The organism is Sinomonas halotolerans (assembly GCF_039615075.1).
Lineage (GTDB): Bacteria > Actinomycetota > Actinomycetes > Actinomycetales > Micrococcaceae > Sinomonas > Sinomonas halotolerans.
Genome location: NZ_JBDFRB010000005.1, coordinates 219301 through 237592, shown reverse-complemented (window position 1 = coordinate 237592; position 18292 = coordinate 219301). Strand labels below are relative to the sequence as shown.

The 18292-nt window shown below is 73.1% G+C and carries 17 protein-coding genes; 4 read left to right on the top strand and 13 right to left on the bottom strand.

The annotated features are described in order from the left end of the window. Nucleotides 1-77: 77 nt before the first annotated feature. Nucleotides 78-1163, bottom strand: a complete 1086-nt coding sequence (locus ABCQ75_RS08255) for an LLM class flavin-dependent oxidoreductase (protein ID WP_345884616.1) — start codon at nt 1161-1163, stop codon at nt 78-80. A gap of 250 nt (nt 1164-1413) precedes the next feature. On the opposite strand from ABCQ75_RS08255, the gene ABCQ75_RS08250 reads away from it, so the two are divergent. The 3 genes from ABCQ75_RS08250 (at nt 1414) to ABCQ75_RS08240 (ending at nt 3217) form a co-directional block, all read left to right on the top strand. Beyond that, nucleotides 1414-2010, top strand: coding sequence for a hypothetical protein (locus ABCQ75_RS08250; RefSeq protein ID WP_345884614.1), 597 nt, complete (start codon nt 1414-1416; stop codon nt 2008-2010). Between the two features lie 122 nt (nt 2011-2132). Beyond that, a complete protein-coding gene (locus tag ABCQ75_RS08245; RefSeq protein WP_345884613.1) occupies nt 2133-2417 on the top strand; it encodes a WXG100 family type VII secretion target in 285 nt (94 codons plus the stop codon). A gap of 329 nt (nt 2418-2746) precedes the next feature. Then, on the top strand, nt 2747-3217 hold the full coding sequence (locus ABCQ75_RS08240) for an Lrp/AsnC family transcriptional regulator (RefSeq protein ID WP_345884611.1): 471 nt from the start codon (nt 2747-2749) through the stop codon (nt 3215-3217). Between the two features lie 15 nt (nt 3218-3232). On the opposite strand, the gene ABCQ75_RS08235 is transcribed toward ABCQ75_RS08240, so the two are convergent. Genes ABCQ75_RS08235 through ABCQ75_RS08220 form a run of 4 tightly spaced genes read right to left on the bottom strand, consistent with a single transcriptional unit; the run spans nt 3233 to nt 7799 of the window. Then, the gene (locus ABCQ75_RS08235) at nt 3233-4180 is read right to left on the bottom strand and encodes a tetratricopeptide repeat protein (RefSeq protein ID WP_345884610.1); all 948 of its coding nucleotides are present in this window, start codon (nt 4178-4180) and stop codon (nt 3233-3235) included. 21 nt (nt 4181-4201) lie between these two features. After that, entirely contained in the window at nt 4202-5185 is a 984-nt protein-coding gene (locus tag ABCQ75_RS08230) for a PDR/VanB family oxidoreductase (RefSeq protein WP_345884609.1), read from the bottom strand. Continuing rightward, nucleotides 5182-7011 carry an HAL/PAL/TAL family ammonia-lyase gene (locus tag ABCQ75_RS08225; protein ID WP_345884607.1) on the bottom strand — a complete coding sequence of 610 codons (1830 nt, stop codon included), beginning with the start codon at nt 7009-7011 and terminating at the stop codon, nt 5182-5184. Before ABCQ75_RS08225 ends, ABCQ75_RS08230 begins: the two co-directional genes overlap by 4 nt. Beyond that, nucleotides 7008-7799: an IclR family transcriptional regulator gene (locus ABCQ75_RS08220; protein ID WP_345884605.1), complete on the bottom strand. Its 792-nt coding sequence runs from the start codon at nt 7797-7799 to the stop codon at nt 7008-7010. Before ABCQ75_RS08220 ends, ABCQ75_RS08225 begins: the two co-directional genes overlap by 4 nt. A gap of 114 nt (nt 7800-7913) precedes the next feature. Between ABCQ75_RS08220 and ABCQ75_RS08215 the strand changes: the two genes are divergently transcribed. After that, nucleotides 7914-9128: a cytochrome P450 gene (locus ABCQ75_RS08215; protein WP_345884603.1), complete on the top strand. Its 1215-nt coding sequence runs from the start codon at nt 7914-7916 to the stop codon at nt 9126-9128. Nucleotides 9129-9131: 3 nt separating this feature from the next. Here ABCQ75_RS08215 and ABCQ75_RS08210 read toward each other — a convergent pair whose 3' ends face one another. The 8 genes from ABCQ75_RS08210 to ABCQ75_RS08175 all read right to left on the bottom strand — a co-directional run bounded on the left by ABCQ75_RS08210 (nt 9132) and on the right by ABCQ75_RS08175 (nt 18256). Then, complete coding sequence (locus ABCQ75_RS08210) at nt 9132-9635, bottom strand: DUF456 domain-containing protein (RefSeq protein ID WP_345884601.1); 504 nt, start codon at nt 9633-9635, stop codon at nt 9132-9134. A 108-nt stretch (nt 9636-9743) separates the two neighbouring features. Further along, nucleotides 9744-10982 carry an NAD(P)-dependent malic enzyme gene (locus ABCQ75_RS08205; RefSeq protein WP_427916066.1) on the bottom strand — a complete coding sequence of 413 codons (1239 nt, stop codon included), beginning with the start codon at nt 10980-10982 and terminating at the stop codon, nt 9744-9746. A gap of 277 nt (nt 10983-11259) precedes the next feature. Then, on the bottom strand, nt 11260-12594 hold the full coding sequence (locus ABCQ75_RS08200) for a Gfo/Idh/MocA family protein (protein WP_345884600.1): 1335 nt from the start codon (nt 12592-12594) through the stop codon (nt 11260-11262). Then, a complete protein-coding gene (gene ggh, locus ABCQ75_RS08195; protein WP_345884598.1) occupies nt 12591-13952 on the bottom strand; it encodes a glucosylglycerate hydrolase in 1362 nt (453 codons plus the stop codon). The genes ABCQ75_RS08200 and ggh overlap by 4 nt, the downstream gene beginning before the upstream one ends. Continuing rightward, the gene (locus tag ABCQ75_RS08190; protein ID WP_345884597.1) at nt 13949-15046 is read right to left on the bottom strand and encodes an ABC transporter ATP-binding protein; all 1098 of its coding nucleotides are present in this window, start codon (nt 15044-15046) and stop codon (nt 13949-13951) included. Before ABCQ75_RS08190 ends, ggh begins: the two co-directional genes overlap by 4 nt. Nucleotides 15047-15066: 20 nt before the next feature. Then, entirely contained in the window at nt 15067-15954 is an 888-nt protein-coding gene (locus tag ABCQ75_RS08185; RefSeq protein WP_345884595.1) for a carbohydrate ABC transporter permease, read from the bottom strand. Beyond that, nucleotides 15951-16886: a carbohydrate ABC transporter permease gene (locus ABCQ75_RS08180; protein ID WP_345884592.1), complete on the bottom strand. Its 936-nt coding sequence runs from the start codon at nt 16884-16886 to the stop codon at nt 15951-15953. Before ABCQ75_RS08180 ends, ABCQ75_RS08185 begins: the two co-directional genes overlap by 4 nt. Beyond that, on the bottom strand, nt 16886-18256 hold the full coding sequence (locus tag ABCQ75_RS08175; protein WP_345884590.1) for an ABC transporter substrate-binding protein: 1371 nt from the start codon (nt 18254-18256) through the stop codon (nt 16886-16888). Before ABCQ75_RS08175 ends, ABCQ75_RS08180 begins: the two co-directional genes overlap by 1 nt. Nucleotides 18257-18292: the final 36 nt, after the last annotated feature.

The window sequence follows — 18292 nt, the reverse complement described above, 5'->3', positions numbered from 1 at the left end:
CCCCGCACCCTGCTCAACCCAACAATTCCGAGAGGGGTGGACGGGTTGGGTGGGCGGGTTGGGTGGGCGGGCGCGCGTCAGGCGGCCGGCACTCGGTCCCACTCCTCGGCCAGGAGGCGGAACGAGCGCTCGCGCATCGCCGGGTCGTGGGCGTAGCCGGTGAGGATGAGCTCGTCGATCCCGTGGGAGGCCGAGAAGGTGCGCAGGAAGTCGGCGGCCTCCGGGGGCGTGCCCACGGCCGAGACGCGCAGGGCCGAGGACGCCATCTGCTCCTCGTGCGGTGCCCAGTCCATCTCCCGCACGGGCGGCCTGAGCGGTCCCCGCGTGCCGCGGCGGATGGCGACGAACATCTGCTGGTGGGTCGTGAAGAGGAACTCGGCCTCCTCGCGGGTGGGTGCCACCATGAGGTTCGCCCCGGCCATGACGTACGGCTGGGCGATCTGGGCGGTGGGTGCCGAGGGGTCGAACATCTGCCGGTACGTCCAGATCGCCTCGGAGAGCTGGAAGGGGGCGAAGTGGCTCGCGGCCGCGTACGGCAGGCCGAGCCGGCCCGCGATGGCCGCGCCCGCCGTCGAGCTCCCGAGGATCCACAGCGGCACGTTGGTCCCCCGGGCGACGCCGGCGTGGACCCCGCCGGAGAGCTGCACGCTCTCGGCGTCCTCGACCTGCTCTCCGAAGTACCACGCGAGGAGCCGGATGTTCGCGGCGAAGGCGGCCTCGCCGTCGTCGCGCGAGCCGCGCCGCAGGACCGCGGCGGTGCGCGGGTCGGTGCCCGGCGCGCGGCCCAGGCCGAGGTCGATGCGCGGGCCGTAGAGGTTCGCGAGCGTGCCGAAGGCCTCGGCGACGGCGAGCGGGGCGTGGTTGGGCAGCATGATCCCGCCCGAGCCCACGCGCAGCGTGGAGGTGTTCGCGGCCGCGTTGGCGATGAGCAGGGCGGTCGCGTTCGAGGCTAGGGCGTCCGTGTTGTGGTGCTCTGCGTACCAGAGCCGCCGGTAGCCCGCATCCTCGGCGAGGCGGGCCAGGCGGGTCGCGTCGGCGAGGGCGTCGGCGACGCTCGAGCCCTCCACGACGGGGGCGAGGTCCAGGACCGAGAGGGCGGGCTGGTCGGCGGGATGGGAGGAAGGCTGGGAGGCGGGCGCGGCGGAAGGCACAGGCGTGGTCACGTAGGCGGCAACCGGCTCAGGCGGCCGGATGTTCCCGCCGCGCCGAGACCGGCCCGAGACACATTCCGCTGCAACTGTCACACCGCATAACGTCTCCATTGCTTTTCGGCCACACGCCGCGGATCAGGTTGTCCCGCCCCCGTCCTGTCGGGAAAGAATGGGGGCGTTGCGCTCCGCGGGCCGGGCTGCGGGAGCCGACGGACCACCGTTCCGGATGCGGGGAGGAGCTGCTGTGGACGACGCTTTGCTGGTGACGAATCTCGTGTTCCTCGGGACCGTGGTGATCGGGGGCCTCCTGCTGGCCTTCTTCGCCTTCGCCTTCACGATCGTCCTGGCACTGGCTGGGGTGGGGCAGGGCATCGCCTCGCTGCTCGGCCTCGCACTGCGTCCGTTCCTCTCCCCCTCCGGGGCTTCCGCAGAGCGCACGACGGCGGGCCCCGCTTCCGCGGACCGCGACCGTGCCGCCGTGGTCGCCAAGGCAGACTCGATCCTCGCCGCCCAGAAGGCCGCGGCCGCCGCTTCGGCCTCGATGGCCGCAGCAGCCGCCTCAGCCCGCGAGCTCGAGGGCGCCTCGGTGCAGTCCGCCTCCGATGAGCCCGCGGCGGACGACCCTGCACCTGCGGGCGGGGATGCCGTGGCGCCAGCCGCTTCTCCGGTTCCTTCCGGCCCTGTCCCCTCGGGCCCCAGTCCCTCGGGCCCCGTTCCCTCCGCTCCGGCTCCTTCCGACGAGCCGGCCCCCGCACCGGCGGGCCCGCGCACGGTGCCGATCTCCGTCGTCGTCCGCTCCCGCACGGGAGCCACCACGGTGGCCGGGACCACCACCGTGGCGCTGGACCGCGCGGGCTGAAGCCTCACCTCTTCCTGCCGCCCCGACCAGCCGGTGGAGATCTCCCCATCGCGCCGCCGAGGGCAGCCCAGCTACGGTGGTCCCAACGGGGATGGCCCGGGGGAACCGATGGAAGGAACATCATGGCGATTCAGCAGGGTGCGAACGTAACCGAGCTCCGCGGCGTGGCGAAGCAGTTCAACGCCAAGGCCGGCGAGGTCGAGAACATCAAGAACACGCTCAACGCGCTGATCAGCAACAACATCCCGGCGAACTGGGCCGGCCGCGACGCCGAGCAGTTCCGCAACGAGTGGCAGTCCACGGGCATGAAGTCCCTCGCCAAGCTCATCGAACAGCTGCGCGAGGCGTCCCGGACCATGAACCAGAACGCCACCGCCCAGGAGCAGACCTCCAACTCGCTCAGCTGAGCGCGGTCTGCCGCTGCCCGCGCCCGGTGGGCGGCGGCGCCGAGCATACAGCAGGCCCTGGCCTCCATCACCGACGCGCGTGCGCGCCGTCATGGGGGCCAGGGCCTGCTGTGCTGCCACGTTCGGTGGCGGAGCCGTGCCGGCAGGGCTCGTGCGCCCGATCGGGTCCCGGGCGGTGGGTGTTCCGCCGCGGGCCGCTGCCGCGCCGCGCCGGCCGGTGGGCCCTGCGGCTGATTGCCACCATTTGAGCACCACCCGATCGCCGATGACAACGAACGCTGCGTAGACTGGTCAATCTGACCAACATCCTCGGACAAAGGCGGCCGTCCATGATCAGATCGCAGCTTGACCCGACCGACCGCAGGATCCTCCTGGCCCTCGACGAGGATCCCCGCGCGCCGATCATGGTGCTCGCGCAGCGGCTCGGGCTTGCGCGCGGCACGGTCCAGTCGCGGCTCGAGCGGATGGCCGCGGGCGGGGTCCTCCGGGCGAACAGCACGAGGGTCGAGGCCGAGGCGCTCGGCCGGGGAGTGACCGCGGAGGTCAGTGCCGAGCTCGACCAGAGCCAGATCGACGCCGCGGTCGCCGCCCTGCGCAGCATCCCCGAGGTCCTCGAGTGCCTCGCACCCGCCGGGGACACGGACCTCCTCATCCGGGTCGTCGCGACGAGCCCGGACGACCTCTACCGGGTCTCCGAGGAGATCCGCCTCTGCCCCGGCATCCGCCGCACCTCGACCCGGATGATCCTGCGCACCGTCATCCCGTACCGCACCACAGCGCTGCTCGCGGAGGGCGGGTAGCACTGCCGGCTTGCCCTAGCCCTCCCGTTCCCCCGTCAGCCGCTCGAAGTCCCGCAGCCACGCATCTGCCGCGTCCGCATCCTCGGCACGGCGCAACTGGCCGGGGCCCGCGGAGCCGCCATTCGGCGTCACGCGCCCGAGCCCGGCGCCGCGCGGGAGCCGCACCGCGCCGAGCATGAGGAGGGCCCGCTCGGTCGCGGCGGCGTTCTTGACCGGGAGCGCCGTGCGGCGCCGGCGCAGGACCTCCCGGAGCGCGGCATGCGCCTCGGCGCGGCGACCGAGCGTCCGCAGCGCCCGCGCGCGGAGCACGAGGAGGACGGCGGCGAGGTCGCCGCTGTTGGTGAGGCCGCGGGTGCGGTCGACGACGTCGGCGGGCCGGCCGAGCACCTCGGCCAGGCGGCACGCGGCGAGGGCGGCGGGCAGGGAGGGCGGGAGCGTCTCGAGAGCCGCGAGGGCGTCGCGGGGGCGGCCCACCTCGCGGAGGCTGTGCGCGAGGGCGAGGCACACGGCCTCCTCGCCGAACGCGGCCTCGACCTCCACGCCCTCGGCCACCTCGACCCACACCCGGAACTCCTCCAGGTACTGTGCGGCGAAGGCAGCCGCCTCGACCCCGCTCGGGCCCGTGAGGCCGCGGCCGAGGAGCTCGGCGGCCTGCGCGTGCTGGTGCGCGCGGTAGGCGTGGAGGCCAGCCACAACGTAGGCGAGCCCGGCCCACGAGGGGTGTGCGCGGGCCAGGAGGACAAGCCTCTCCGGCTCCCCGGCGCCGAACACGGCCGCGTGGACGAGCCGTTCCGGCTTGGACGGGAAGCGGCGCAGGCGCGGCACCCGAGCCCGCCGGGCGAGCCGGTCGGAGACCCGCCGGCCCAGCCCGCGCACGGGTGCGTACACGAGAACGCGCCGGAACGGCGTGAGGTCGCGGGGATCGTGGTACGAGGGCTGGCGGTGCAGCTCGCCGGAAGCCATGCCCACCATGCTAGCGATGCCTCAGAGGTCGAGGACGAGCCGCTCCCCCGAACACCGCGAGACGCACAGCATCATGGTCTCGCCTGCCGCGCGCTCATCGTCCGTGAGCAGCGAGTCCCGGTGGTCGGGCACGCCGGCGAGGACGGGGGTCTCGCACGTCCCGCAGGTCCCGGAGCGGCACGAGCTCAGGGTGCGGAACCCCGCGGCGTCGAGCGCGTCGAGGATGCTGACCCCGGGCGGCACGAGCACCTCGGTGCCGTCGGAGGTCTCGACCATGAAGGCGCGGTCCTGCGGCCCGGGGCCCGGCGGCGCGCCGTTCCCGGGAGCGAACCGCTCGGTGCGCAGGCGGCCCGGCTCGGCGGCGAGCACGGGATGCTCCTCGAGCGCGGCCAGCAGGCGCTCCGGCCCGCACGCGTACACCGTCTCCCCCGCCGCGAGCCCGTCGATGAGCCCGACGAGGTCGAACGGCCCGGACTCGCCCGACGCGTGCACGGTCACGCGGCCCCCGCCGCCGGCGGCGCTGTGCAGCGCGGCGATCTCGCCCAGGAAAGCCATCCGGGCCCGCGAGCGCCCGAGGTACACGAGCCGCCAGGCGATCCCCGCGCCCTCGGCAGCGCGCATCATGGGCAGCAGCGGCGTGATCCCGATCCCGCCCGCGATGAACAGCACCGGGCCGTCCGCCCCGAACGCGAAGCCCTGCCGGGGCAGCCGTGCCCTGACCTTCGTCCCGGGGCGCAGCTCATCGTGCACGAACGCGCTCCCGCCCCGCCCCGCTGCCTCCCGCAGCACGGCCACGCGCCACCGCCTGCGGTCGGTCGGGTCGGAGCACAGCGAGTAGTGCCGCACGAGCCCGTTGGGCAGCACCACCTCGGCGTGCGCGCCCGGCTCCCACGCGGGCAGCTCCCCGCCCAGCGGGTCGGTGAGTGTGAGGCCCACGACGCCGTCGGCCTCCTCACGCACACGGGTCACCTCGAGCTCGGCGTAAGACGCCGGCCCGGTGCTCATGCGGTCGTCCCTCCCGGGCGGCGCGCACCGGCGTCGTGCGCCCCTCCGGATGCCGGCGCGGGCGCCTGCACCGGTGCCTGGGCGGGCGCCTGCGCACGCGCCCCCGCGAGCGCCGCCCCGACGGCGTCCACGACGGCGCCGGAGTGCACGAGCCCGATCGCGGCGCGAAGGCGCGGGTACATCACGACGTCCCGGGTGATGACGTCCACGGGACGCCCGTCCGCAGCGGCCGTGGCACGCACGAGGGCCACCGCGGCACGCGCGGCCGGGGATGCCTTGAGCCCGGCGGTCTCGGGGTCCGCGGCGCGCAGGTCGAGGGCCTGGGCGGCCATGAGCAGCTCTGTGGCCACGACGGCCTCGACGTTGGCCACGATCTGCCGCGCGTGGCGGCCGGCGTTGTTCGCCATCGAGACGTGGTCCTCCTGGTTGGCGCACGTCGGGATGGAGTCCACGGAGTCCGGGTGGGCGAGCGTCTTGCAGTCGGAGACGAGGGCCGCGGCCAGGTACTGCGGGAGCATGTAGCCGCAGTCCATGCCGACCTGCTCGCTGGCCACGAGCATGTCCGGCAGGCCCCGGGAGAGCGAGCCGTCGTCGAGCCGGAAGAGCCTGCGCTCCGTGATGGACCCGATCTCGGTGGCGGCAATCGAGAGGAAGTCGGCCGCGAACGCGACGTACTCGGCGTGGAAGTTCCCGCCCGAGACGGCCTTGAGGGTGCGCGCGGCGGGCAGCGACGGGAAGATGAGCGGGTTGTCCGTCGCGGCGTTCGCCTCGCGCTCGAGGATCCCGTGGACGAACGCGAGCGTGTCCTTGACGGGCCCGAACACCTGGGGGACGCAGCGCAGCGAGTATGCGTCCTGAGGGGGCTGCCGGACCGGGTCCGCATCCGCTGATCCGTCCACGAGGGCGCTGCCGGCGATCAGCTCGCGGAGGCGCGCCGCGACCGCGGTCTGGCCGGCCTGCCCGCGGGCCTCGTGCAGCTCGGCGATGAACGCGTCGCCGAACCCGCGCAGCGCCTCGATGCTCATCGCGGCGGTGACCTGGGCCGTCTCGAGGAGGTTCTCGGCGTCGTGCAGCGCCAGGAGCGCCTGGGCGCACGAGAAGGACGTGCCGTTGAGCAGCGCGAGGCCGTCCTTCGCACCCAGCGGGATGCGCTCGACCCCGGCTGCGGCCATCGCCTCCATGCCCGAGACGACCCTGCCGTCGAGCAGGGCCTCGCCGGAGTCGCGCTCGTCGTCAAGGCCGTCGCCCGCGGGGCTGGCGGTCCCGGCTTTGGGTCGCGTCATGACGATCGCGATGTGCGCGAGCGGGATGAGGTCGCCGGACGCGCCGAGGGAGCCGTACTCGGGGATCGCGGGGCACACGCCTGCGTTGAGCATGTCCGCGAGGGTCACGATGATCTCGGGCCGCACGCCCGAGTGCCCCTGCGCGAGGCTCACGAGGCGGATGAGCATCGTTGCGCGCACCACCTCCTCGTCGACATTGCGGCCCACCCCGCACGCGTTGGAGAGCACGAGCCGGCGGGACAGCTCGGCGGCGTCGGCGGGGTCGGGGAACGCGCGGCGTCCCGCGAGCGAGCCGAAGCCCGTGTTGACGCTGTAGATCGGGCGGGCCTCGGCGCCGTCGCCCATCCCCGCCACCACCTCCTCGAGCCACTCCTGGGCGGGCTTCAGGCGCTCGGCGAGGCCCGCGTCGAGCTCGATGCGGCGGCCGCGGCGGGCCACGTCGACGACGTCGGGGACCGTGACCGGGGCGCGCCCGACGACGAGCGGCGGCAGGTCCTGGCCGGCGCCGGAGCGGCTGTGGGCGAGCGTGGGGGCTGTCGTCATGGTGTCTCCTCTGCGGGGAACGGTTGGGTGGTGGCCGACGGCGCGCGGTCGCCGTGGGCTTCGAGCGCGGCCCCGAGCTGCCGGGCGGCGGCCAGGAGCCGGGCCCGCGTCGAGTCGGCCCAGCGCCTGGTCCCGCAGCGGAACTCGGGCCCGGCGACGTCGAGCGAGGCGATGACCTCGCCCTCGCAGACCACCGGGACTGCCATGGACACGGCCCCCTGTTCGAGCTCGCCGCGGGAGAGGACCCATCCGGCCTGGCGGACCTGCCCGAGCGTCGCCCGCAGCTGCGGGCCGGTGGGCGTCTGGGCGGTGTACCTCTCGAGGGGTCCCGCGAGGACCTGCTCGACCACGGCGTCCGGCGCCCATGCGAGGAGGACCCGCTGCCCGGCGCCGGCGTGCAGGGGCAGGAGCTGGTTGACCGCGAAGGTGTACTTGAGCGCCTTGTCCGGCTCTGCCCGGCGCAGGCACAGGGCCCGTGTGCCCACGCGGATCACGAGGACGGCCGTCTCGCCGATCTCGTCCGCGAGCTCCCGTGCCAGGGCACCGCCGACCTCGGCGAGGCGCGCCTGACGCTGATGCCGGCCCGCGAGCTCGAGCAGGGCCGGACCGGCCCCGTAGAGCCCGGCGTCCTCGGCCACGAGCCCACGCTCCCGCAGGATCCGCACGTAGCGGTAGGCGCTGCTGGGCGGGATGCCGAGGTCCGCGGCGACGGACTCGACCGACGCCTCACCGGCCTCCGCGATGCGCGCGAGGATGTCGAGTCCACGTTCGAACGACGCAAGCTGCATGGGCCCTCCTTGTCCTGGATGCTCCCCCGGGCCGGCCGGGGCGCTCAACCGGCATTCTCACAGGGTGGGACCAACTGTTCTCACGCCTCGCCGCCGCTGCCTAGCGTGGGCGCCATGCCGACCTCAGAGCCCTCCGTGCCCGTCGTCGCCGAGGACCCCTACGCCCCCGAGCACCTCGCGGACCCGTACCCCCTGTTCGCCCGCATGCGCGACGCCGGCCCGGTCGCCTTCCTCGCCGAGCACGGCGTCTACGCGGTGACGGGGTTCGACGAGTGCCGGGCGGTGCTCGAGGACTGGCGGACGTTCATCTCGGGCGCCGGCGCGGGCCCGAAGAACCTCCACCGCGAGGAGTCCTGGCGCCTCCAGGGGATCATGGAGTCCGACCCGCCGGTCCACACGGCGATGCGCGGGGCCCTCGCCGCCGTCGTGTCCCCCCGAAGCCTCCGCGGGCTCAGGGCAGGCTTCGAGGCCGAGGCGGCAGCGCTCGTGGAGACGCTCCTGGAGCGCGGCGAGGTGGACCTGGTCCGCGACGTTGCCGAGCCCTTCCCGCTGCGGGTCTTCGGCGACGCGGTCGGGATCCCCCGCGAGGGCCGGGCCGAGAACCTCCTCGCGCTCGGGGCGAAGAACTTCTCGACGTTCGGCCCGGACACCCCGCTCGCACGGCACCACTTCGCGGCGGGAGAGGGCACCAACGAGTGGGCGATGGCGAACTGCGCCCGCGGACGGCTCGCGCCCGGGGGGCTCGGAGCCCAGATCTGGGCGCACGCCGACGCCGGCGGGATCACGGCCGACCAGGCCACGCTGCTCGTGCGCGCGCTCCTGTCCGCGGGACTGGACACGACCATCCTCTCCCTCGGCGCGGTCCTCGCAGCCCTCGCGGGCCACCCTGACCAGTGGGCCGCGGTCCACGCGGATCCGAGGCTCGTGCGCTTCGCGGTCGACGAGGCCTTCCGCTGGGAGTCGCCGTTCCAGTCCTTCTACCGCACCACGGCGCCGCGCGCGGCAGCCCCGGCGGCGATCAACGGCGTCGTGCTTCCCCCGGACGCGAAGGTCGCCGTGTTCGTGGGTGCCGCGAACCGCGACCCGCGCCGGTGGGGGCCGGACGCGGACACGTTCGACGTCGGCCGGAACGCGAGCGGGCACCTCGCCTTCGGCATGGGAATCCACCAGTGCGTGGGACAGCCGGTCTCGCGGATGGAGATGGACGTCCTCCTGGGCGAGCTCGCGCGGGGGGTGGCGCGGATCGAGCCGGTGGCCGAGCCCGAGCGCTACCTCCACACGACGCTGCGCGGCTGGTCCTCGCTGCCGGTGAGGCTCGTCCCCGCCTGAGGGTCAGCGGGTGGCGAGGTGCACCCAAAGGCCGACGACCCACACCGTCGCGGCAGCGCACGCGAAGCCGAACTCCACGAGGATGCCCAGCCCGGTCGCCTTGAGCGCGGCCCAGGACGACGACGCGGCGCCGCGCAGGTGCCGGGTACGCTGCCACTCGCTCAGCAGCAGGCCCAGCGCGAAGCCGACGAAGAGCCCCACCACGGGGATCGCGAACATGCCCACGATCGCGCCGACCGCCCCGATGAGGACGGAACGGTTGGGAATGGACCGCTCTCTGAGCCGTCGGCCGGCGAGCACTGCCGAGGCCGCCATCCCGCTCGCGAGGAGCGCGCCGCCCACCGCGAAGACGAGCCACCCTCCCCACCCGGCGCCGCCGAACAGGGCCCACGCGAGCAGGGCGAGGAGACCGAGGATGCTGCCGGGCAGGATCGGGACGATCGTGCCGGCGACTGAGACGGCGAGGGCGAGGCCGACCAGGACGGCGGTGAGCGCAGTAGTGTCCATCCGGCCATCCTAGGCGCGGCCCGGCCGCGCTCCCGGGGTCCACACCCATCGCGGGGTCATATCACCCAGAGGGCCATGACCCCGCAGCCGGGCGCGGCGGGCGGGCTGCTACTCCCCCGGGACGACGGCGGAGGCTGCGGCACGCATGACAGCCTCGGTCACAGCCGGCGCCACGCGCGGGTCGAGGGGGCTCGGGACGATGTACTCGGCTGAGATGTCCTCGCCCACGAGGTCCGCGATGGCGCGCGCCGCGGCGAGCTTCATCGCCGGGGTGATGCGGCGGGCCCCGGCGTCGAGCGCGCCGCGGAAGATGCCCGGGAACGCGAGGACGTTGTTGATCTGGTTCGGGAAGTCACTGCGCCCGGTGGCGACGACAGCCGCGTGCCGGCGCGCGGTCTCCGGCGCCACCTCGGGGTCCGGGTTCGAGAGGGCGAACACGATCGAGCCCTCCGCCATGGCCGCGATGTCCTCCTCCGGGACCTTCGAGGACGAGACGCCGATGAACACGTCCGCGCCCTCGAGCGCGTGCGAGACCCCGCCCGCGACGGCGCGCGGGTTGGTGCGCTCGGCGAACTCCGCCTTCATCCCCGCGAGGTCCTCGCGGCCGGTGTGCAGGGTGCCCTTGGAGTCGATCAGGACGACGTCGGTCACGCCCGCCGTCAACAGGATCTCGGCCACGGCGATGCCCGCCGCGCCCGCCCCGGCGATGACGACCTTGAGCGAGCCCAGCTCCTTGCCCACGACCTTGGCCGCGTTGGTCAGCGCCGCGAGGGCGACGACGGCGGTGCCGTGCTGGTCATCGTGCATGACCGGCATGTCGAGGGCCTCGATGAGGCGCCGCTCGAGCTCGAAGCAGCGCGGCGCGGAGATGTCCTCGAGGTTCACCGCGCCGAAGCTCGGGGCGATCCGGACGAGCGTCTCGATGATCTCGTCCACGTCGGTAGTGTCGAGCACGATCGGGATCGAGTCGAGGCCCGCGAACGTCTTGAACAGGGCGCTCTTGCCCTCCATGACGGGCAGCGAGGCGCTCGGCCCGATGTCGCCGAGGCCGAGGACGGCCGTGCCGTCCGAGACGACGGCGACGAGGCGCGAGGCCCACGTGTGCGTCGCGGCGAGCGCGGGCTCGGCGGCGATCGCACGGCTCACCTGCGCGACGCCGGGCGTGTACGCGATCGAGAGGTCGCGCTTGGTCGCGAGCGGGCGGTCGACGGCGACCGAGAGCTTGCCGCCCTCGTGCGCGGCGAAGATCTCGGCGTCGGTGATGGGCTGCTCGGCGGGGGCGGGCTGCTCGGCGCCCCCCGGCTTCGCGGCGGGCTCGGTCGTGGGGCGGGCTGCTGCAATGGACACGGCACTGTCTCCTGGGTCGGTGCCGCCGGCGGAAGGCGCACGACGGCGGGGCGGCCGTGGGCTGGAGGGGCGCCGAACGCTTCGTCGGGCAGGGCGCACTCCAGGCACAGCCATGTACGGGATCCGGGGTTCCTGCCGGGTTCGGCGTCCGGGGGCCGGCATCTGGAGCAGGGATGTCCGCTCGTGCCGGCCTCGGGGAAGAGGTACGGCCATGATACGCGACGGCCTCCCCGCTGCCGCAAAACGGTGCGCCCCGCCCGAGCCCGACGTTTCCCCGCTACCTCAGTCCGGCCCCCCGCAGCTCGACGATCCGGTGCGAATGCCGCGCCTCCTCGGCCGCGAAGACCACTTCGTGGCTCGTCAGGGACGCCGCGAGCGAGGACTCGATCCTCCCGCCTCCGCCCTCGGCGAGCGAGGCGACCCATGCCTCGATCAGACCCCGGTCCCCGCCGCCGTGGCCTTCGGCCGCGGTGGCCCCCTCCGGCGCGGTGGCGCCCTCAGGAGCGGTGCTGAGGGCTCCCGCCACCGGGACGGGAACAGTCCGAGTAGTGCCCGAGACGAAGTCGTGGACGGTGAGGCCGGCGTCGGAGACGGACAGCTCGCCGCGTGTGCCGAAGATCCGGGTCCTGCGGGCGGTGGCCTCGGTGAACGCCGTGGCCGTGAGTGACGCGGTGACGCCGTTGGCGTACTCGATCGAGACCACCTGGTGGTCCACCACGTCGTTGTCGCAGCGGTAGACGCACCGGCCATAGGGCCCGGTCCCGAGAGCGTCGAGGAGGGACTCCCGCGTGCCGCCGGGATCGACCACCTCGGCGAAGTAGGCGCGCCGCGGGTCGGGGGCGCCCCCGCCGGGCGCGGGGCGGCCGGCCCCGTACACCTTGAGCGCGGAGTACGGGCAGGACGCCTCGACCGGGCACGCTGTGCACCGCTCGCCCGCCCCGTCGGGCGCCTCCTCGGGACGGAAATGGGCGAGCGAGCCGAAGGAGCCCACCCGCACTGGCTCGCTGCCGATGATGCAGGTGAGCCAGTCGACGTCGTGCGTGCACTTGGCGAGCAGGAACGGGCTCGCGAGGTCCTCGCGCCGCCAGTTCCCGCGGACGTACGAGTGCGCGAAGTGCCAGTAGCCCACCGGCTCAAGATGCTGCACCGAGACGATCCGGCCGATCTCCCCGGCATCGAGGAGCGCCCGCACCGCGGCCGTGAGCGGCGTGTACCGCAGCACGTGGCACACGGCGGCGGTCACGGAGTGCTCCTGTGCCACTGCGGCGAGATCGCGGCACTCCCCGAGCGTGACCGCGATGGGCTTCTCGAGGAGGATCGAGTAGCCGCGGCGCGCAGCGGCGGCGAACGGGCGGTAGTGGTCGCGGTCCTGCGTGGCGATGACGACGGCGTCGGCGAACCTCTCGCGCGCAAGCATCTCCTCCCAGCCCGCGAACCGCGCGTGGGCCGGGACGCCGAGCTCGTCCGCGAGCGCCTCCCGCCGGACGGCGGAGGGCTCGGCGATCCCGACGACGGCCGCCCGTCCGGTGGCCTGGACGAGCCGCGCGTAGGCGCTGCCGCGGGCCCCGGCCCCCGCGATGAGGACGCGGACCGGGCCCGCGGGGGCGCTCACCGCCCAGGCGCCGGGTCGTCGAGCCACTCGAGGGCCACCGCGGCGGTCCAGGACTGGTCCCAGCTGCCGAGCGGCTCGCCCGTGAAGGGCTCGTAGTACTCGCCGAAGTGGCCTTCCATGAGCTGGTCGAGGGAGGCCTCGCGCCACCGCCCGTACCGCTCCTCGTCCCCGTGCCGGCGCAGGGCCGAGGCGAGGTACCAGTTCATGACCGGCCACACGGGCCCCCGCCAGTACTGCCGCGGGCGCAGCTCCGGGTACCGGGTAGAGGTGGAGGCCGGGAGGGGGAAGGCCAGGCGCGGATCCCCGGTCCAGTCCGGCCCGTCGATGAGCTCCGACTGGCGGGCCCGGAGGAGGGGGTCGGTGCTGGAGACCAGCGGGGCGAAGCCGGCGATGGTCGGCAGGCCGATCCACTCCCCTGTGAGCACGTCACGGTCCCGCGCCAGGCCCGTCTCCGGGTCCACGGTGGAGTCGACGCCCTCGCGGAACTCGGCGGCCCATTCGCGCAGTTGTGCAGCCTCCCCGCCGTGGCCGTAGTCCTCGGCGAGGACCGCGAGGTCCTCGTTCGCCGCCGCGAGGACGGCGGACATGAAGACGTCCTTGACCTGGAAGTCCACGGCGCCGGGGAGGCGGGCGTCGTCGAACCGGACGTCCGCCATCTGCTGCACGAGCCAGAGGTAGCGCGCGTATTCCTCGTCGCTGGGCCGCTGGCTCGCGTCCTCCACGATCCTGGTGTCGGTGCGCTGGAACGGCTCGAGCTCTCCCGGGTGCACGCGCGAGTAGGGGCCGTCGAAGCGCGGGGAGTTGTCCATGCCGGACTCCCAGCCGTGGTAGACGGTGACGAGCCCCGAGCCGTCGGCAGCCCGCGCGCTCCGGAGCCACTCGTGCCAGCGGATCCACTGGGGCACGGTGCTGCGGGCGAAGTCCTCGGCGGCCTGGGCGTCCTGGCCGCCGCGCGCTGCGGCCCGCTCCACGATCCGCCGCACGAGGGTCGCGTGCACGGGCGGCTGGCAGATCCCGCTCGAGGACACGCCCTCGGGCGAGACCCCAGCGGTGCGCCAGCGGTCCACGCCGGGGAAGTAGCCCGGGGCGTCCGAGAAGACGATGTGCGGGATCATGCCGGAGTGCCACTGCGCGGCGAGGAGGCTGGACATCTCGGCGAGGGCGCGGGGCACGTCCACCGTGGAGAGGCCGGAGGCGACGAACGCCGCGTCCCAGCTCCACATGTGCGGGTACAGGTCCGGCGCGGCCGTGACCATGGTGCCGAGGTCGTTCCCGGCGAGCACCGCCCGGGCGCGGTCGCCGAGCTCGCCCAGGTCGGCGACGGGCCGGTCAGGGTTCTGCCAGAGTGTGCGGTTCATGCGGAAAGTCCCATCTGGGTCTCGGGGTCGAAGAAGCGCAGCGCCTCGGGGTCGGGTCGGAGCGCCACGGACTGGTCGGGATCGAGGCGCACGGTGGAGGGAACCTGGACCTTGAGCCGCTGGCCCTCGAGGTCCACGGTGAGCAGGGTGGCGTGCCCGAGCGGCTCGACCACCTCGACCCGCGCCTCGAGGCCCGCGCCCGTCCCCTCGCCCACGAGCGAGATGTGCTCGGCGCGGATGCCCATGGTCACGGGCATCCCGCCGTTCGCCGCCCCGGCGGTGTGGGCGCTCTCCGTCAGGAAGGCCGGGGCGGCCATGCGCTGGTCCCCGATCCGCAGCTCCCCACCCGAGACGGCGGCGTCGAGGAAGTTCATCGGCGGGGAGCCGATGAAGCCCCCCACGAACTTCTCAGCCGGCTCCTCGTAGACCGTGATGGGGTGGCCGAGCTGCACGATCCGGCCCTTGCGCATGACGGCGACGCGGTCGGAGAGGCTCATGGCCTCCACCTGGTCGTGGGTCACGTACAGGGTGGTCGTGCCGAGGTGCTGGACGATCTTCTTCAGCTCGGCGCGGAAGTCCAGGCGCAGGAGCGCGTCGAGGTTGGAGAGCGGCTCGTCCATGAGCAGGACGTCCGCGTCCATGACGATCGCGCGCGCCACGGCGACGCGCTGTCGCTGGCCGCCCGAGAGCTGCGCGGGGTAGCGGTCCAGGTACGGCGTGAGCTGGAGCAGGTCCGCCGCCCAGGCGACCTTCCTCTCGAGCTCGTCCTTGGGGACCTTCTTCATGGCCAGGCCGAAGGCGATGTTGGCGCGCACCTTCCGGTGCGGGAACACCGCGTAGGACTGGAAGACCATGGAGAGGTTGCGCTCCTGCGGGGGCAGGTAGGTGACGTCACGGCCGCCGATGCGGATGCTCCCCTGGTCCGGGAGGTCCAGTCCGGCAACCATGCGCAGGAGTGTGGTCTTGCCGCAGCCGGACGGGCCGAGCAGGACCATGAACTCGCCCTGGTCCACGTGGAGCGAGACGTCGTTGGTGGCGAGCTCGGTGCCGCCGGGGTAGGTCTTGTGCAGATTGCGGATCTCGATGTCTGCCATGGCTGTGCTGTGAGCCTCTCTCAGCGGATGGTGGAGCCCCACATGTTGGTGAGGTAGCGGCGCATGAAGAAGATGAAGATCAGCGCCGGGATGACGAGGATGAAGCCGCCGGCGAACCGGTAGGCGAGCGGGGACTCGGCCAGGGAGGTGAGCACCTGTGCGGGGAGGGTCCGCTGGTTCAGGGTGAGGATCGAGGCGCCGAGGACCTCGTTCCAGCTCATGACGAACGTGAAGATGGAGGCCGCCGCGATGCCGGGCACGGCCATCGGCATGACCACCTTCAGGAACGCCTGGACAGGCGTGCACCCGAAGATCCTCGCGGCCTCCTCCACGTCCCTGGGCACGCCGAGGAACACCGAGGCGGTGATGAGGATCGTGGTGGGGAGGGCAAGCGCCGTGTGCAGCAGGACCACCGCGAGCGCGCTGTCGTAGAGCCCGGTCTGGAGGAACAGCTGCGCGAGCGGCACCGAGAGGACCACGATCGGCAGCGCCCGGGTGAACAGGAGGAACAGCTGGTACGGCTCCCTGCCCGGGAAGGCGTACCGCGCCACCGCATACCCGGCCGGCACTCCCACGAGGAGCGAGAGGATGAGCGTGAACACGCCCACCTGCACCGAGTTGATGAGCGCGCCCAGGATGCCGGTGGACTGCAGGAAGGACTCCATCGTCTCGAGCGAGAAGCTGTCCGGGATGAAGCTCAGCGGGAACTGCGTGAGCGACTCCCTGCTCGAGGTCGCGGCGAGCGCGATGAGGTAGATCGGTGTCGCCATGAAGAGCGTGATGAGCACGCACGCGAGCTGGAGGAGGGCACGCTGGCGCCGGCGCGCTGCGAGCGGGCGGCGGTCGACGCCGTCGTGCCCCGCCCCGGTGCCGCGCGCGGGAGGTGCCGCAGGGGCCTTGCTGGTCATGATGCCTCCGTCTGGTCCCGCAGGAGCCGCAGGTAGCCCACGGCGGTGATCATCGAGACGACCATGACGACGAGCGCGAGGGCCGAGGCGACGTTGGCGTCCTGGAGGCCCGTGTACCAGCGGTACGTCTCGCCGACGATGAGCGGGAAGTTCTGGCCGGTGAGCGCGAGCGCCACGGCGAATGTCTGGAACGCGAGGATGGTGCGCAGGATGAGCGCGGTCTGCAGACTGGGCCGAAGCAGCGGCAGGGTCACGGTCCAGAGCCGCCGCCAGAAGCCTGCGCCGAACACGCCGGCCGCCTCCTCGTAGTCCTTGGGGATGGACTGCAGGCCGGCGACGACGATCACGAAGACGAGGCTCGTGGCGCGCCACACCTCGGCGACGAGGACCGCCATGAACATCGACGGGTAGTTGTCGTATGCGAGCCACGAGACCGGCTCGAGACCGAGGTTCGCGAGCAGGGAGTTGAGGTAGCCGCGGTCGGTGAACACCACAAGCCAGACGAGGCCGGCGGCGAGGTCGCTGACGGCCAGGGGGATGGCCCAGATGTAGAAGTACACCGAGGAGAACTTGGGCTTGGCGCGGATGAGCAGCGCCATCGCCAGGGCGAGGACGAACTGCAGCGGGATCATGACGACGATCAGCAGGAGGGTGTTGCGCACCGCGGGCCAGAAGTAGGGGTCCGCAGCCATCCTCGCGAAGTTGTCCCCAGTGAGGCCCTCGGGCCCGCCGAAGGCCTGGAGGATGCCCGTGACCATGGGCCACCCGAAGAGGAGGGTCATGAACACGATCGAGGGAGCGATGAGGAGCATCGCGGCGGAGGTGCGGCGCCGCTGCCGCGGGGGCCGCTCGGCCGTGGGGCGCCGGCCGCCCGGCCGGGCGCCGGGGGGCGCCGCGGCCGGGGGCGGGCTCGTTGAGGAGGTGCGGGCCATCACGCCACCGTGCACACGTCGGCCTCAGGGTCCGGCGCCCAGCACGGGACCTTGAGGCTGCTCATGATCTGGTCGAGGGCGGCGCCCTGCTTGGCGAGGGTGGACTTGACGTCCGCGCCGTTGAGGCAGATCTCCTGGAAGCAGTTCTTGAACAGCTGCGAGACCTGGGGGTCCTTGTCGCCGAGGCCCACGGGCGGGAGGGCGAGGATGGCCTTGGGGGCCTCCTGCTGCGCCGTCACGGCCTTCGCCTCGAGGGCGATCCCGGCCGGGAGGTCGGACCCGATCTCTGCCTTGACCACGGGGAAGAACGCGTTGGACTTGAGGGTCTCGATCTGCGCCTCCGGGGCGGAGAGGGCCTTGATGACCTCGAACGCCTTGTCCTTGTCCTTCGAGCCCTGCGGGACGGCGAGGCCGCCGACCACGAGGAGGTAGCCGAGGCCCTTGGGCCCCGAGGGGGCGGGGACGAGGACGAAGTCGTCCGGCTTCGCCGTCACGGCGTTGATGAGGCGGGCCACGTGGTCCCACGCGACGAGAACCTCGCCGTTCGCGAGCGGTTCCTGCATGAAGTCGTAGTTCGTGGAGGCGGGGTTGGTGTTGGCCCACAGCTCCTTCATGTACGTCCAGGCCGCCACGGCGTCCTCGTTGCGGAAGGTGGTGATCTGCCCGCCGGTGAAGCTGGGCAGGAGGAAGCCCTGGTAGAAGCGGTGGTGGAGGCCCTTGGGCCCGGCCGGGATGCCGAACACGGCCTTGCCGCCGTTCGCGGCCTTGGCCGCCTTGGCCCAGGCGAGGTACTGCTCGTAGGTCAGGGCATTCACGTCGGCGCCGCTCGGGAGCCATTCGAGGGCCTTCTTGTTCACCGCGAGCACGTACGTGGCCTGGATCCACGGGATGTAGCGGGGCTTGTCCGTGCCGAGCTTGGCCAGTTCGAGGAGGTCCTCGGAGTAGCCGCGGGAGCGGAGCTCTTCGGTGAGCGAGGAGAGGTCCTCGAGCTGGTCGGCGAACGGGACAAGGTCGCCGTGGAGCCCGCCGATGAGCCCCACCTCGACCTTGCCGGCAGACAGCTGGGACTTGATGGTGGTGTTGAAGACGCCCGTGTCCACGGGGTTGTAGGCCACGCCGAGGTCCTCTCCCACGGCCTTCTTGAGGGTGGCCTCGTACTTCTGCCGTTCCTCGACCGGCGTGAACTGCGTGGAGAGGAAGTTGACCGTTCCCTCACCTCCGCCGCCGCTCGTGTTGACGCTGCAGGCAGAGAGGAAGGGGATGGCCACGGCCGCGGCCAGGGTCCCACGGAGGAACGTCCGTCGATCAGGGGTTCCGAGGCGCTGCGCTGCAGCCTCGGCGAGGGGGGAAGCGAGTTGATTGTGGCGCATGAGGGCCTCCTGTGACCGGGTCTGCGGTGATCCGTG